This is a genomic window from Streptomyces sp. SAS_270 (assembly GCF_052543295.1).
The window spans coordinates 101436-117799 of the sequence record NZ_JBMNDS010000016.1 but is presented as its reverse complement, the minus strand read 5'-3'; the positions used below and the strand labels follow the sequence as shown (position 1 = coordinate 117799).

Annotated in this window: 10 protein-coding genes; 9 read left to right on the top strand and 1 reads right to left on the bottom strand. The window is 71.5% G+C overall.

The genetic code is table 11. The annotated features are described in order from the left end of the window. The first annotated feature begins 135 nt into the window (after positions 1-135). The 9 genes from ACN6LB_RS14095 to ACN6LB_RS14055 all read left to right on the top strand — a co-directional run bounded on the left by ACN6LB_RS14095 (position 136) and on the right by ACN6LB_RS14055 (position 11658). Positions 136-957, top strand: coding sequence for an IclR family transcriptional regulator (locus ACN6LB_RS14095; RefSeq protein WP_445026086.1), 822 nt, complete (start codon positions 136-138; stop codon positions 955-957). Between the two features lie 269 nt (positions 958-1226). Then, the gene (locus ACN6LB_RS14090; RefSeq protein WP_356140327.1) at positions 1227-2312 is read left to right on the top strand and encodes an S-(hydroxymethyl)mycothiol dehydrogenase; all 1086 of its coding nucleotides are present in this window, start codon (positions 1227-1229) and stop codon (positions 2310-2312) included. Beyond that, positions 2309-2935 carry an MBL fold metallo-hydrolase gene (locus ACN6LB_RS14085; RefSeq protein ID WP_445026085.1) on the top strand — a complete coding sequence of 209 codons (627 nt, stop codon included), beginning with the start codon at positions 2309-2311 and terminating at the stop codon, positions 2933-2935. Before ACN6LB_RS14090 ends, ACN6LB_RS14085 begins: the two co-directional genes overlap by 4 nt. A gap of 85 nt (positions 2936-3020) precedes the next feature. Further along, a complete protein-coding gene (locus tag ACN6LB_RS14080) occupies positions 3021-5477 on the top strand; it encodes a GcvT family protein (RefSeq protein ID WP_445026084.1) in 2457 nt (818 codons plus the stop codon). Between the two features lie 9 nt (positions 5478-5486). After that, complete coding sequence (locus ACN6LB_RS14075) at positions 5487-5702, top strand: hypothetical protein (protein WP_445026083.1); 216 nt, start codon at positions 5487-5489, stop codon at positions 5700-5702. Continuing rightward, on the top strand, positions 5699-6844 hold the full coding sequence (locus ACN6LB_RS14070) for an aromatic ring-hydroxylating oxygenase subunit alpha (RefSeq protein ID WP_445026082.1): 1146 nt from the start codon (positions 5699-5701) through the stop codon (positions 6842-6844). The genes ACN6LB_RS14075 and ACN6LB_RS14070 overlap by 4 nt, the downstream gene beginning before the upstream one ends. Then, positions 6808-8364: an aldehyde dehydrogenase family protein gene (locus ACN6LB_RS14065; RefSeq protein ID WP_445026081.1), complete on the top strand. Its 1557-nt coding sequence runs from the start codon at positions 6808-6810 to the stop codon at positions 8362-8364. Before ACN6LB_RS14070 ends, ACN6LB_RS14065 begins: the two co-directional genes overlap by 37 nt. 119 nt (positions 8365-8483) lie before the next feature. Next, entirely contained in the window at positions 8484-10058 is a 1575-nt protein-coding gene (locus ACN6LB_RS14060; RefSeq protein ID WP_445026080.1) for an APC family permease, read from the top strand. 49 nt (positions 10059-10107) lie between these two features. After that, a complete protein-coding gene (locus ACN6LB_RS14055; RefSeq protein ID WP_445026079.1) occupies positions 10108-11658 on the top strand; it encodes a GMC family oxidoreductase in 1551 nt (516 codons plus the stop codon). Here the strand turns inward: ACN6LB_RS14055 and ACN6LB_RS14050 are convergent, their stop codons facing one another. Continuing rightward, entirely contained in the window at positions 11659-16362 is a 4704-nt protein-coding gene (locus tag ACN6LB_RS14050) for a hypothetical protein (protein ID WP_445026078.1), read from the bottom strand. Between the last annotated feature and the right edge of the window lie 2 nt (positions 16363-16364).

The window sequence follows — 16364 nt, the reverse complement described above, 5'->3', positions numbered from 1 at the left end:
CTTCGGTAACATGATGTTTCGTATGGCGCACGAGGGAGCGCTATGCGCAACAGAATCCGCGCGGGGGTCCCGCCACGTCAAGGGCTTCCCGCAGATGCGGCCCAAACCGGGCCGCAAGGTGGTGAGAGTTGAGTCATGACCCGCACGCAGAAGCATCCTGACCGCGGCGAGGAGAGTCCGGACAAGCAGCAGGGCAGGGGCACGACCAGCGCCGTCCAGTCGGTGGACCGCGCGGTGAGCGTGCTGGAGATCCTCGCGCGGCACGGCGAGGTGGGCGTGACCGAGATCGCCGAGGAGCTGGACGTCCACAAGTCGACCGCGTTCCGCCTGCTCGGCGTCCTGGAGAACCGCGGCTTGGTGGCCCAGGCCAAGGACCGCGGGAAGTACTACCTGGGCGCTGCCGTACTGCGCCTCGCGGGGGCGGCCGCAGTGCGCCTGGACATCTCGCAGGAGGGCGTGCCCGTCTGCCGCGAACTCGCGGACGAGCTGGGCGAGACGGTCAACATCGCGGTCCTGGACGACGACGCGGCCGTCAACATCATGCAGGCCCGCGGCACCGCGTCCGTCACCGCGCAGAACTGGCTGGGCAGACGCACCCCGCTGCACGCCACCTCCAGCGGAAAGGTGCTGCTCGCCCACATGCCGCCCACCCTGCGCGAGGGCCTGCTCGCCCGCTCCCTGCCACGCTTCACGGAACGCACGATCACCGGTACCTCGGTGCTGCGCAACGAACTGGAGGCCGTGATCGAGCAGGGCTACGGGGTCACCCTGGAGGAGCTGGAGCTGGGCCTCGCCGCCGTCGCGGCCCCGGTGCGCGCCCACGACGGCAAGGTCATCGCGGCGATCAGCGTCTCCGGGCCCGTGTACCGGCTGGGCGCGGACCGGCTGCCCGAGCTGGCGAAGCGGACGGTCGCCGCCGCGGCCGACCTCTCACGCCGTATGGGCTACGGCTTCTGACGGACCGCGGCAGCCCCGGAAGAAGCCGCCCCGTAACGCGCGCCGCACTTCACGGCGGAACCGCACGGAATCTCGCAAGGACCACGCAACGCACCGCGGGGCCAGGAATCTCCTGGTCCCGCGCTTCTGTGTGTCGACCGGGTTTCGTACCGCCCGTTCCTTTTGCCAAGGGTTAACTCGAACCTCTTGACGGCAGCTTGATGCCGTTCTCAATATGTCTCTCATCACGCAACCCATCGTGCACTGCGCAACAGCAGAGGAGCCCGGTCGTGCCACACGAGGTCCGTGCCGTAGTCGCCGTCAAAAAGGGCGCACCCGTCGAGGTGCAGACGATCGTGGTTCCCGATCCCGGGCCGGGCGAGGTGCTCGTCAACGTGCAGGCCTGCGGGGTCTGCCACACGGATCTGCACTACCGGGAAGGCGCGATCACCGACGACTTCCCCTTCCTGCTGGGCCATGAGGCGGCCGGCACGATCGAGGCGGTCGGCGACGGCGTCACCGACCTCGTCCCCGGCGACTACGTCGTCCTCGCCTGGCGCGCCCCCTGCGGCTCCTGTCGCTCCTGTCGCCGCGGCCGGCCCTGGTACTGCTTCGACTCCCGCAATGCCACCCAGCCGATGACGCTGCTCGACGGCACCCCGCTCAGCAACGCCCTGGGCATCGGCGCCTTCGCCGAGAAGACCCTGGTCGCGGCCGGACAGGCGGTGAAGATCGACCCCGCCGCCCGCCCGGAGGCCGCCGGCCTCATCGGCTGCGGCGTGATGGCCGGATACGGTGCCGCGGTCAACACCGGCAAGGTCGGCCGCGGAGACACGGTCGCCGTCATCGGCTGCGGCGGTGTCGGCAACGCGGCCATCGCGGGCGCCTGCCTGAACGGCGCCATGAAGGTCATCGCCGTCGACATCGACGACAAGAAGCTCGACCAGGCGGAGAGGTTCGGCGCGACCCACACCGTCAACTCCCGCGGTACGGACCCCGTCGAGGCCGTACGGGCACTCACCGACGGCTTCGGAGTGGACATCGCCATCGACGCGGTCGGCCGCCCGGAGACGTACAAGCAGGCGTTCTACATGCGCGACCACGCCGGCATCCTGGTCCAGGTCGGCGTCCCCGACCCGGAGATGAAGGTCGAGATCCCGCTGATCGACCTGTTCTCCCGCGGCGGCGCGCTCAAGTCGTCCTGGTACGGCGACTGCCTGCCGAGCCGCGACTTCCCGTTCCTCATCGACCAGTACCTCTACGGGCAGCTGGACCTCATGGCCTTCGTCAGCGAGACCATCGTCCTGGAGCAGGTCGAGGAGGCGTTCGCGAAGATGCAGCGCGGTGAAGTGCTGCGCTCGGTCGTGGTCCTGTGACCGCCCGGGGAACCGCCCGCGTCGAACGCGTGGTCACCTCGGGCACCTTCAGTCTCGACGGAGACACCTTCGACGTGGACAACAACGTCTGGCTGGTCGGCGACGACGAAGAGGTGCTGATCGTCGACGCCGCCCACGACGCCCGTACGATCCACCAGGCCGTCGGGGGCCGCCATGTCACCGCCATCGTCTGCACCCACGCGCACGACGACCACGTCGGCGCGGCCGCCGAACTCTCCGTCCTGACCGGCGCCCCCGTCCTCCTGCACCCCGACGACAACGAGCTGTGGTCCTTCACCCACCCCGCCCGCAAGCCGGACGGCGAGCTCACCGACGGCCGGATCCTCGCGGTCGCCGGGATCGAACTCCAGGTGATCCACAACCCCGGCCACACCTGGGGCAGTTGCTCGCTCCACGCCCCCTTCCTGAACGCCGTCTTCACCGGCGACACCCTCTTCCACGGCGGCCCGGGCGCCACCGGCCGCTCCTACTCGGACCGCCCCACCATCGAAGCCTCCCTGCGCAACCGCCTGCTCACCCTGCCCGGCGACACCGTCGTGCACACCGGGCACGGCCAGGACACGACGATCGCGGCCGAACGGCCCCACGTCCCCGCCGCCTAGCCATCTCGCCTCCTCGCCACCTTCGCCACCCAGGCCTCGCAAGCTCCGCAGACCCCCCGTCATCCCCGCCACCACTAGGAGGGGCATGTCCAGCACGCCCGCAACCCGCCCGCGCGGTCCCCAGGTCGTCGTCATCGGCGCCGGGATCGTCGGCTGCTCCCTCGCCGACGAGCTGACCGCCCGCGGCTGGACCGACGTCACCGTCCTCGAACAGGGACCGCTGCCCGCCCCGGGCGGCTCCACCTCGCACGCGCCGGGCCTGGTGTTCCGGACCAGCCCGTCCAAGACCCTCACGGCCTTCGCCCAGTACACGGTGGAGAAGTTCAACTCCCTGCAGGTGGACGGCGTTTCCTGCTTCAACCCGGTCGGCGGGCTGGAACTCGCGACCACCCCCGAGCGCCTCGCCGACCTGCATCGCAAGGCCGGTTACGCGGCCTCCTGGGGCGTACGCGGCGAACTCGTCAGCGCGGCCCGCTGCAAGGAACTGTGGCCGCTCATCGACGAGTCGGCCGTCCTCGGCGGCTTCCACACCCCGGACGACGGCCTGGCCCGCGCCCTGCTCGCGGCCCGCGCCCAGATGACGCGCGCCGAGAGCCGCGGCGCCCGCTTCCTGGACCGCCACACGGTCACCGGCATCGAACAGCAGGACGGGAGGGTCACCGCGGTCGTCACCGACCGGGGCACCTTCCCGGCCGACCATGTCGTCTCGGCGGCCGGTTTCTGGGGCCCGGTCATCGGCCGTATGGCCGGAATCGACGTCCCTCTCCAGCCACTCGCCCACCAGTACGCGAAGACCAAGCCACTGCCCGAACTCGCGGGCGCCACCGCCGAGGCCGAGAAGCCGATCCTCCGCTTCCAGGACCGCGACCTCTACTTCCGCGAGCACAACGACCGCATCGGCATCGGCAGCTACGCCCACCAGCCGCTGCCCGTCGACCCGTTCGCGATCCTCGGCTACGACGAGGCGCGCGCCAACGACATGGAGATGCCCTCCTCCTTCCCCTTCACCGAGGAGGACTGGGCGCCCAGCTGGCAGGACTGCCGCCTGTTGCTCCCGGCGCTGCGCGACACGGAGATCGAGGAGGGCTTCAACGGCGTCTTCTCCTTCACCCCGGACGGCATGCCCGTGCTGGGTGAATCACGCGCACTGCGCGGCTTCTGGCTGGCCGAGGCCGTCTGGGTCACCCACTCCGCGGGCGTCGCGAAGGCGGTCGCCGAATGGATGGTTGACGGGCGCGCCTCCATCGACCTGCACGAATGCGACCTCACGCGTTTTGAGGACGCGCAGCGTTCACCGTCGTACATCCGTGAACGCGGTTCACAGCAGTTCGTCGAGGTGTACGACGTCCTCCACCCGCTCCAGCCGATGGAGCAGCCGCGTCCCCTGCGGGTCAGCCCCTTCTACGCCCGCCAGCAGCAGCTCGGCGCGTTCTTCCTGGAGGGCGGCGGCTGGGAGCGGCCGCACTGGTACGAGGCGAACGCCCCGCTCGTCGACGCGCTCGGCCCGCTGCCCGAGCGCGACGCCTGGTCGGCCCGCTACTGGTCCCCGATCGCGGCCGCCGAGGCCCGGGCGACCCGCGAGAAGGTCGCGCTCTACGACATGACTCCCCTGCGCCGTCTGGAAGTCACCGGCCCCGGCGCCCTCGACTTCCTGCACCGCATGACCACCAACAACCTCCGCAAGAAGCCAGGCGCGGTCACCTACACCCTGCTCCTGGACGAGACGGGCGGCATCCGCTCCGACCTGACCGTCGCGCGTCTGGGCCCCGACCGCTTCCAGATCGGCGCCAACTCCCCCGCGGACCTCGACTGGTTGACACGGCACGCGCCCGCCGACGTGCAGATCCGGGACATCACCTCCGGCACCTGCTGCATCGGCGTCTGGGGTCCGCTCGCCCGTGACCTCGTCCAGCCGCTGACCCGCGACGACTTCTCGCACGAGGCCTTCGGCTACTTCCGCGCGAAGCAGACGTATCTCGGCCATGTCCCGGTCACCGCCATGCGGTTGAGCTATGTCGGCGAGCTGGGCTGGGAGTTGTACACCAGCGCCGACCTGGGTCTGCGGCTCTGGGACACCCTGTGGGAGGCGGGGCAGCGGCACGGCGTGGTCGCGGCCGGGCGCTCCGCCTTCAACTCCCTGCGCCTGGAGAAGGGTTACCGCGCCTGGGGCACCGACATGACCGACGAGCACGACCCGTTCGAGGCGGGCGTCGGCTTCGCGGTGCGCATGGACAAGGAGTTCGTGGGTCGCGAGGCACTCGACGCGGCCGCCGGCCCGGCCCGCCGGCTCACCCCGCTCCTCCTCGACGACCCCGCCGCCGTCGTCCTCGGCAAGGAGCCCGTGTATGTCGACGGCGCCCCGGCCGGCTACGTGACCAGCGCCTCGTACGGCTACACGCTGGGCCATTGCGTCGCCTACGCCTGGCTGCCCACGCTGCCGACCGGTACCGGCGTGCACATCGAGTACTTCGGCGAGAAGGTCCCCGCGACCGTCGCGGACGAACCGCTCTTCGACCCGAAGATGACCCGCATCCGCCGCTAGGAGGCACCCGTGTCCCCCACTTACGACGTGGTCGTGAGCTCTGCGGAGGAAATCGACCTCGGTGCCCAGGGCACGCCGCAGACCGTCGACCGGACCGTGTACGACCACGAGGTACGGCCCACGGCGGACCGCACGTCCCGCCCGACCGGCGCCACCGCTCACCCGATCGGCGTTTTCGACCCCCACCGCCTCGCCGCCGCGCCCGCCCGAGGAGTACGCACGTGACGACGACCCCCCTCTCCCCGACCCAGCTCTCCGCCAGCCTGGTCGCCACCCTTCCCGGCCGCTACTACACCGACCCGGAGATCTTCCGGCAGGAGCAGGAGCGGCTCTTCGAGTCGATGTGGTTCTGTGCGGTGCGCGGTGCCGACCTGGCGAAACCCGGCGCCTTCCGGACCGTCCGGATCGGCCGCGAGTCCGTCCTGGTCACCCGCTCGCGCACCGGTGAACTGCGCGCCTTCCTGAACATCTGCCGCCACCGCGGGGCCCGATTGTGCACGGAGGAGTCCGGCGAGGTCCGCCGCAACCTCCAGTGCCCGTACCACGCCTGGACCTACGACCTCGACGGCAAGCTGGTCGCCGCGCCCAACCTGGTCAAGATGCCCGACGTCGACCGCACCGCGTACGGCCTGGTCAAGGTCGCGCTGCGGGAGTGGCTCGGCTACGCCTGGGTGTGCCTGGCGGACGAGCCGCCCTCCTTCGAGGAGGCGGTGATGAGCGCGGCCGTGGAGCGCCTCGGCGACGCGGCGGCCATCGAGCACTACGGCACCGAGAACCTCGCACTCGGAAAACGCATCACCTATGACGTGAAGGCGAACTGGAAGCTGATCGTCGAGAACTTCATGGAGTGCTATCACTGCGCCACGATCCACCCCGAACTCACCGATGTCCTCCCGGAGTTCGCCGAGGGCTACGCCGCCCAGTACTACGTCGGGCACGGCGCCGAGTTCGGCGAGGAGATCAAGGGGTTCACGGTCGACGGCAGCGAGGGCTTCGGCAGGCTCCCGGCGGTGGCGGACGACCAGGACCGCCGCTACTACGCGATCACGGTGAAACCGACGGTCTTCATCAATCTGGTCCCCGACCATGTCATCCTGCACCGCATGTTCCCGCTCGCGGAGGACCGCACGGTGGTCGAGTGCGACTGGCTGTACGCGCCGGAGGTCGTCCGGTCCGGCGCCGACGTGTCCAAGTCGGTCGAGCTCTTCCACCGGGTCAACGCACAGGACTTCGAAGCCTGCGAGCGGACCCAGCCCGCCATGGCCTCGCGCGCGTACCGGAACGGTGGTGTGCTGGTGCCCACCGAGCACCACATCGGGATCTTCCACGAATGGCTGATCCAGCGGCTGGGAGGCCACGGTGCCTGAACGAAACGATTCGCCGGGAGGCCCCCGTGGCTGAGACCACCGACAGACCCGCCCTCGCCGTCCCCACCCTCTACATCGACGGCAGCTGGAAGAACGCGCTCGACGGGCGCACCCGTGAGATCCACTGTCCCGCCGACGGCTCGCTGGTCGCCGTCGTCGACGAGGCGGGCGGCAAGGACACCGTCGAGGCGATCGCCGCGGCACGCCGTGCCTTCGACGAGGGCCCCTGGCCTACGACGCCGGCAGCCGAGCGCGGTGACCTGTTGCTGCGCGTCGCCGACCTCCTCGTACGCGACAAGGACGAGCTCGCCCGCGCCGAGTCCCTCGACACCGGCAAACGCCTGGTCGAAAGCGCGTACGACATCGATGACATCGAGAACTGCTTCCGCTACTTCGGGCGGCAGGCCGCCACCGAGCCGGGCCGGATCATCGAGACGGGTTCCGCCGCCGCGGACAGCCGGGTCGTGTACGAACCCGTCGGCGTCTGCGCGCTGATCACTCCCTGGAACTACCCCCTTCTCCAGACGGCCTGGAAGGTCGCCCCTGCGCTCGCGGCGGGCAACACCTTCGTCCTCAAGCCGAGCGAGCTGACCCCGCATACGGCGATCCATCTGATGCGACTCCTCGAGGAGGCCGGACTTCCAGCGGGCGTGGCCAACCTGATCCTGGGGGCGGGACCGGAAGCCGGTGCTCCGCTCGCCGACCATCCGGACGTCGACCTCGTCTCCTTCACCGGCGGACTGCAGACCGGGCGCGGGCTGATGGCCGCCGCGGCCGGCACGGTGAAGAAGGTCGCGCTCGAACTCGGCGGCAAGAACCCCAACATCGTCTTCGCCGACGCCGACTTCGAGACGGCCGTCGACATGGCGCTGACCGCCGTGTTCCTGCACTCCGGGCAGGTCTGCTCGGCAGGGGCCCGGCTCCTGGTCGAGGACTCGCTGCACGACCGGTTCGTCGACGAGGTGGTACGCCGGGCCTCGGAGATCCGGCTCGGCGGCCCGTTCGACGAGCGGGCGCAGACCGGCCCGCTGATCTCGGCCGCGCACCGCGCCAAGGTCGAGGCGTATGTCGAGAGTGGCATCGCCGAGGGCGCGGTACTGCGCTGCGGCGGCAAGCGCCCCGAGGGACTCGACGAGGGCTTCTACTTTCTGCCGACCGTCCTTGACGACTGCTCGCCCGAGATGACCGTCGTCCAGGACGAGTCCTTCGGGCCGGTGCTGACCGTCGAGCGCTTCACCGACGAGGCCGAGGCCGTACGACTGGCCAATGGCACCATCTACGGCCTCGCGGGCGCCGTCTGGACCACCGACGAGGCCAAGGCCCAGCGGGTCGCGGCCCGGCTGCGGCTCGGCACGGTGTGGATCAACGACTACCACCCCTACGTGCCGCAGGCCGAGTGGGGCGGGTTCAAGCAGTCCGGCTTCGGCCGCGAGCTCGGGCCCTCGGGTCTCGCCGAGTACCGCGAGACCAAGCACATCTGGCGCAACACCGACCCCTCCCCGCAGGGCTGGTTCGCGTAGCCGCGCCGTCCTGGCCCGCCTCCCCCTTGAACACGTCCCCTTCGAACGCGTCCCCTTGATCCCGGCACCCGCACGAGCCGCTCCCTCACCCCTCCTCCAGGCCCACCAGGAGTCCGCTCATGACGAAAACCGAACAACCACCATCCGGTTCCGGCCAACACGGTCATGACGACACCGAGCTCGCCGAGTTCGGCTACAAACCCGAACTCAAGCGCACCCTCGGCAACTTCCACACCTTCGCCGCCGGCATCAGCTACATCTCCATCCTCACCGGCACCTTCCAGCTCTTCTACTTCGGCTACGGCAGCGGCGGCCCCGCCTACTGGTGGTCATGGCCGATGGTCTTCGTCGGCCAGTTCATGGTCGCGCTGTGCTTCGCGGAGCTGGCCGCCCGCTATCCCGTCGCGGGCTCCGTCTACAACTGGTCGAAGAAGATCGGCAATCCGCACCTCGGCTGGCTGGCCGGCTGGATGATGCTGATCGCGTCCATCGTGTCGATCTCCGCGGTGGCCCTCGCCTATCAACTGACGCTTCCTCAGATCTCCTCCGTCTTCCAGTTCGTGGGCGACGGCACCGGCAAGTACGACGTGGCGACGAACGCGGTGGTCCTGGCCACGGTCCTCATTCTGTTCACGACCCTGGTGAACGCCTTCGGTGTGAAGCTGATGGCCACCATCAACAGCGCCGGCGTCCTCATCGAACTGGTCGCCACCGTCGTCCTCATCGTGCTGTTCGCCGTCCACATCACACGAGGCCCCCAGGTGGTCACCGACACCCAGGGCACCGGAGCCGGGCACTCCGCGGGCTACCTGGGCGCGTTCATGGTGGCCTCGCTGGCATCCGCGTACGTCATGTACGGCTTCGACACGGCCGCCTCGCTCGGCGAGGAGTCCCTCGACCCCTCGCGCAACGCGCCGCGCGCCATCATCCGCGCCATCGTCGCCTCGTTCATCCTGGGCGGCCTGGTGCTGCTGTTCGCGCTGATGAGCGTCTCCAGCCTCAAGGGCGAGAAGCTGTCCACGGACGGCCTGCAGTACATCGTGCTCGACGTGCTCGGCCCGACGGCCGGCAAGGCCATGCTGTGGTGCGTGCTGATCGCGGTCACCGTCTGCGCGCTGGCCGTGCACACGGCGGCGATCCGGCTGGCCTTCGCGATGTCCCGGGACAACAACCTGCCCGCCTCCTCGCTGCTGGCCAAGGTCAGCCCGCGCTTCCAGACGCCGGTGCTGCCCGCGGTGATCATCGGCATACTGGCCGTGGCGATCCTCGTGGTCAACATCCGCCAGCCGCAGATCTTCACCGTCGTCACCAGCATCGGCATCATCATGATCTACCTCGCCTACCTCGGCGTGACCGGACCGATGCTGGTGGCCCGGCTGCGCGGCAGGTGGCAGCCCGCCGGGGACGGGAAGTTCTCGCTCGGCCGCTGGGGCCTGCTCGTCAACATCATCGCCGTGGTCTGGGGCGCGGCCATGACGCTGAACCTGATCTGGCCACGGGCCGAGGTCTACAACGCCGCCGCCCCCTTCCACTGGTACCTGAAGTGGGGCGCGGTCCTGTTCGTCGCGGTGATCGCCGGCGGCGGCTTCGCCTACTACTGGTTCATCCAGCGCCACAAGACCGGCGTACTCGCCGAGCACCGGCTCCACGACCCCGCCGCCGCCACTCCCCTCGCCGCCCCCGCCGCCGACTGAGGACCGGCGAAAGACCGACTGACGCGTCACTCAAGGAGGTCAACTTCCCATGAGCATCGATGAGTTCGACTATGTCGTGGTCGGCGGCGGCACCGCGGGGAACGTGGTCGCGGCCCGGCTCAGCGAGGACCCCGCCGTCACGGTGTGCGTCCTGGAGGCGGGACCAAGCGACGTCGGCGACGACGACGTGATGAAGCTGGAGCGCTGGATGGGCCTGCTGGAGTCCGGCTACGACTGGGACTACCCGGTCGAACCGCAGTCCAGCGGCAACAGCTTCATGCGGCACGCCCGCGCCAGGGTGCTCGGCGGCTGCTCCTCGCACAACTCCTGTATCGCCTTCTGGGCACCCGCCCAGGACCTGGACGACTGGGCGGCAGCGGGCTGTACGGGCTGGAGTGCGGCCGAACTCTTCCCGCTCTACCGCCGGTTGGAGTCGAACGACGCTCCCGGCGACCACCACGGCCGCACGGGCCCGGTGAAGCTGCGCACGCTGAAGGGCGAAGACCCGTGCGGCACCGCCCTGTTGGAGGCGTGCGCACAGGCCGGCATCCCGACGACGGCCTTCAACTCCGGTACGACCGTGGTGCGCGGCGCCAACTGGTTCCAGATCAACTCCGACGAGAACAACATCCGGCAGTCCTCGTCGGTCGCCTATCTCCACCCGATCATCGGCAAGCGCCCCAACCTGGAGGTGCGCACCGGGGTGCGGGCCAAGAAGCTGGTCCTCGAAGGCCGACGCTGCGTGGGCGCCGAGTACCTGGACCCGGACCTGATCCACACCCGGACCGTGCGCGCCCGGCGCGAGGTGATCGTGTCGTGCGGCTCCATCGACACCCCCAAGCTGCTCATGCTGTCGGGCATCGGGCCCGCGGAGCATCTGCGTGAGGTCGGGGTCGACGTGGTGGTGGACTCGGCGGGCGTCGGCGAGAACCTCCAGGACCACCCCGAGGGCGTCATCATGTGGGACGCCAAGCAGCCGATGACCACCACGTCCAGCCAGTGGTGGGAGGCGGGCATCTTCTACGACACCGAACCGGGCCTGGACCGGCCCGACCTGATGTTCCACTACGGCTCGGTGCCCTTCGACATGAACACGGCGCGCTGGGGCTACCCGACATCCGAGAACGCCTTCTGCCTCACCCCGAACGTGACCCGCGCCAGGTCACGGGGCACGGTACGGCTGCGCACCCTCGACTACCGGGACAAGCCCAGGGTCGATCCGCGCTACTTCACGCACGAGCACGACGTGCGTGTGATGACGTACGGCCTGAAGCTGGCCCGCCGTATCGCCGAGCAGCCCGCGCTGAGCGGCTGGGCGGGCGCCGAGCTGGCGCCCGGACCTGACGTGCGGACCGACGACGAGCTGCTCGACTACATCCACAAGACCCACAACACCGTCTACCACCCGTCCTGCACCGTGAAGATGGGCGCGGACGACGACGCCTCGGCCCCGCTCGACGCGCGGCTGCGGGTCAAGGGGGTCGAGGGCCTGCGGGTCGCGGACGGCTCGGTGATGCCGGACCTCATCTCCGTCAACCCGTGCATCACGACGATGATGATCGGCGAGAAGTGCGCGGACATGCTGAAGGAGGACAGCTGATCAACTCGTCGTGGGCGCCGGGCGCTTGAACATCCGAGTCGCCGTGATCTCGCTGTGCACCGACTCGTCCTCCCCGGCCGGGGCCTGCTGAGGCAGTCCCGGCCGGAGGTGCTCCTCCACGCTGATGTACTTCAGCCCGGCGCGCAGGTCGGCGTCGTTGCGCAGCCGGATGACGAGGGGGAACTCGGCCAGCGCCGTCGTGTCGAACAGACCGGTGGTGTAGAGGAGTTGGACGCCCAGCGCGTCGGAGACGGCCCGCTGCAGCTCCAGCAGGTACGTCGCGTTGGCGCGCCCGATGGGGTTGTCCAGGAACAGCGTGCCCGCATGCCGGTGCTTGTCGCTTCTGCCGCGGTCGTTGGAGCGCAGCGCGGCCATCGTGCAGTACAGGGCGATGGCCGCGGTGAGCAGCTGGCCGCCCGAGAACACGTCGCCCATCTGCCCGACAGGGACGCGCTCGGCGCGCAGCACGGCGTCCGGCTTGAGGATCTCCACGGCGACGCCCTTGGGCTCCAGCGCCGCGGCGACGCCCCGCAGGAGCAGCGTCATGCCGTCCCGCCGCAGGTCGGAGTTCTTCTTCACCGCCGCGCGGGTCGCCTCGTCGACGACCTCGCCGAGCCGCTCGGCCAGGGTGGCCTGGTCGGGCTCCTCGAAGCGGATGCGCAGGAACTCCTGCCCGGACCATTCGCCGAGCCCTTCCGGCAGCCGGGACAACCGCTGCGCGGAGCGCAGGGTCGCGAGGGAGGACTCCACGAGGCCGCGCAGCCGGTCCACGATCGAGTCGCGGTTGCGCTCCAGCTGCGCCAACTCGTCGGTGAGGACGCGCAGTCGGGGTGCGAAGGCATCCGCCCACTTCTGCGCGTGCTCGGGCAGCGCGGAGGCGGGCAGCTCGCGGATCTGCTGGCGGGCGGGGGTGCGGACCTGCTCGTATCGGGTGGAGTTGGCGTGCCGTACGAGAATGTCGCTCGCCTCGCGTACGGCGGCCTCGGCGGCGGAGAGGTCGGCGGCGCAGCCGCGCAGCGATCTGCGGGTCTCCGCAGCGGCCCGGCGGGCCTCTTCCAGGTCCCCGGGGTAGGGCTCGGGCTCTTCCTGCTCGTCGTCGCCGTGCTCGCGCAGCAGGTCCCTGAGCAGGGCGGCCGTCTCGTCGAACCCTCCGGCGCCGTCCTCGGCGGCGCGATGGGCGTCGAGCAGTTCGGCGTGTGCCTCGCGTGCCTGGGCCAACGCCTCGGTGCGGGAGGCGAGTTCACCGGTGGCGGTGCGCAGCAGGATCTGCGCGTGCTCGCCGTCGCGCGGGATCAGCTCCTCCGGCAGTTCGGTGTGCGCCTCGCCCTCCTGCGGTGCGTGCCGCTCGGCCTCGCCGCGCAGCCGTCCGAGCTGCTCGCTCGCGGTCGACATACGCGTCTCCAGGAGCTGGACCAGCTCCTCGGCGCGGGCGGCCGCGGCCTGCCGGGACGGCCCGTCGGATCCGTCCGTCGACTCCAGTAGCTGCGCGGCGCGCGTGCGCACCTTGTTGCTGAGCCGGTCCAGGTCCGCGAGCGCGCCGCTCTCGTCACTCTCGGCCCGCGCCTGCTCGGCCCGCAGGTCGGCGCCGACGCCGACCTTCTCGTACAGCTGCGAGGCGGCCCGGTAGGCCTCCCGCAGAGCGGGCAACGACGATTTCGCGGCTGCCTGCTCGTCGTCCGGTACGTCGTCGGGGGCGCCCGCGATCTCGGCGCGCTCGGCGCGCAGCGCGCGGGCCGTGCGGCGGGCGTCGTCGGCGGCCCGCTGGATGGCGCGGCGGTCCTCGTCGGCGGCGCGGGCGCGCTCCAGGCAGACCTGGGCGCGGGCCTCCGACTCGGCCGCCTCGTCGGCGAGTTCGCGGAGTTTGACCTGCCAGCCCGCCCGTTCCCGCAGCCGGAAGGCGAGTCCGGCGAGGGCGTCGGCGGCACGCCGGGCGCGCTGGGCTGCCTCCTGCCGCTCGTCGCGCACGAGGGCCGCCTCGGCCGCGGCCTCGTCGGCCTCGGATCGCAGGGTGCGCGCCTCGGACAGCTCGGCCTCGCTCTCCTCGGCGAACGCGCGCGCCTCCTGGGCTGCTGCGGCCAGCTCGACGAGCCGGCCGGCCGGGCAGCCGGTGCGCCAGGACGCGAGCCGGGCCGCCAGTTCCCGGTCCTTTCCGAGCCGGGCCGCGAGCACCCGGATCTCCTCGTCCCGCTCGGCCGCCCGGGCGCGCAGCGCCTGCCGCTCCTCGTCGGCGGCGTGCTCGTCGTGCATGGCCGGGTTCGGCGGTACGAGGAAGACGCTGCTGTCGGCCGCGTCGGGGGCCGGAGTGGGGGCGAGCAGCGCGGCGGCCGTGCCGACCGCGACGGCCGAGCGGGGCAGCAGGGCGGCGTCGCCGAGTGCCTCCCTGGCCCGGGCGTGCGTGTCCGGGTCGGTGATGATCACACCGTCGACCAGCTCGGGCCGCGCGGCCAGTACCCGTGCGTGATCGGCGGGGTCGACGGCCTGCGCGAGGTAGCGCCAGCCGGGCAGTGCGGGGATGCCGTGCTCGCCGAGGTACTCGACGGTGGCGAGCACGTCGGGGCCCGGCGGCAGCAGCCCGCCGTCACCGAGCGCGCCGAGGATCCGGGCGTCGTCGGCCGCGGCGGTCCGCAGGTCGAAGAGCTGGCGTTCGGCGGAGGCGACCCCGTCGTCGAGCAGTTCCCGAAGCTCGTCGGCGTAGCGGTCCAACTCCTCGGGGGCGAGGGGACCTTCGGCGGTGGGGCGCGCACCGCGGGCCTTTCCGGTGTCCGGCTCGGTGGAGGTGCGGTCCGTGTCGCCGGCGTCCTCGTCGTGTGCCCCGCCCGCCCGGGGCACCGGCACCGCGCCGCGCCCCGCGCCGACGGGGCCCGGCAGGCTCAGCAGCTCCGCGAGGCGTTCTTCCGCGGCCAGCCCCTCGGCTGTGCGCCGCTCCACGTCGTAGGCGCGCTCCGCCGCGGTCGCGGCGTCGGACGCGCGGGCCGCCGTGAGTTCGGCACGGGACTCGGCGGACGCGGCCTCGCGGGCGTGCTCGCCGGCGCGCCTCGATGCCTCGCGCGCGGTGTCCCAGCCGGCGACGGCGGTCTTCTCGGCGTCGCTCGCGGCGAGCGCGGCCCGGGCCGGGTCGGCGTCCGGGGCGCTGTCGTCGAGCCAGCCCGCGCGCACGGCCTCGGCGGTCTCCTGCTCTACCTCGCTCAGGCGCTGGCGCAGGTGTCCGACCTCGCTGCGGGCGCGCTGCGCCGCGGTGGCGGCGGCGGTGGCGTCCCGGTGGGCGGCCTCGCCGACCTCCTGGAGCCCGGCGGAGCGCTCCTCCTCCTCGTTGGCGAGCGCCTCGGCGCCGTCGGCGGCGCGGTGCAGGGCGCGGACCAGGTCGACGGCGGCTCTGGCGCGGGCGGCGAGCGCGGGCGCGGCGTCCCGCTCGGCCTCGAGGATCGCGGCGGCCACCCGCGCGGAGCGGTCGGCGGCGGCCCGGTGGCGCAGCACGGCTTCGGCGGCCTGCCAGGCGGAGTGCAGCGTGCGCGCGTCGGCCAGTTCCCGCTTCTGCGCGGCGGCGGACTTCTCGGCTCCGGCCAGCGCCAACGAGGCGTGCCGGAAGGCGAGTTCGGCGGCGATGAGGGCGCTGCGCCCGCGGGAGCCCTCGGCGTGCGTGACGGCGTACGCGGCGGCCGTGACCCGCTGTGCCAGGTCTCCGGCGCGGAGGCGCTCCTGGACGCCGCGCGCGGACAGGCGCCGTGCCAGGGTCCGGGTGCGCCGCTCGGCGGCCGTGTGGACGTCCCGCGCGCGGCCCCGGGCCTCGGCGGCCTCGACGATCCTGCCGAGCAGGTCCACGGAGCCGGCCGTGAAGTCGCGTTCGGCGATCAGCTCGGCGCGTCGGCCCAGTTTGTTGCCGAAGCCTCCGACCAGGTCGGCGAGGCCGTCGGTGTCCCGGGTGTCGGTGACGGCGCGCAGCAGCAGGTCGGTGAAGTCGGAGTCCTTCTTGACCGCGAAGAGGCCGGCGGCCTCGCCCTCGTCGGCGTTCATCTCCCGCTGGTAGCGGAAGAGTTCGGGGTCCAGGCCCAGGTCGCCGAGGTGCTCGATCCAGCGGTCGTGGATCTCCTCCCAGTGCACTTCGAGGTGCGGGTACGCCTTGCCCGCCTCGGTGATCGCGTCCCGGAAGCCCTTCATAGTGCGCCGCCGCCCCTGGGCGCCGGACGCGCCCTCCACGGACGGCCGGACGGCGGTGGACTCGGCGACCGGGAGGTTGTCCAGGCTGAGGCCGGGGCCGGGCCGGAAGGAGTACCAGGCCTCGGCGAACTTGCGCGGGTCGTTGGAGACCTGCCGCCCGCGCCACTCGCTCACCTTGCCGACGACGACGCACTCACCGGTCAGCGTGTGCTGCCACTCCAGCGCGACATGCCCGCAGTCGTCGGCGAGCAGGAACTTGCGCAGCACTCCGGAGCTGGCGCCGCCGAGGGTGTTGCGGTGGCCCGGCAGCATCACCGAGAAGATCAGCTTGAGCAGGACCGACTTGCCGCCGCCGTTCTCCAGGAAGAGCACGCCCGCGGGCGCGGGCCGGCGGGGCGGCCCGACGGGCTCGTCCGCGAAGAACTCCGCCTGGGTGGGCGCGGGGTCGGGCACGGGCTCGCCGACACCCCGCAGGTCCAGCACGGTGTCGGCATAGCGCGCACCGGCCGGTCCGATGGAGTAGAGGCGAACCCGGGACAGCTCGTACATGG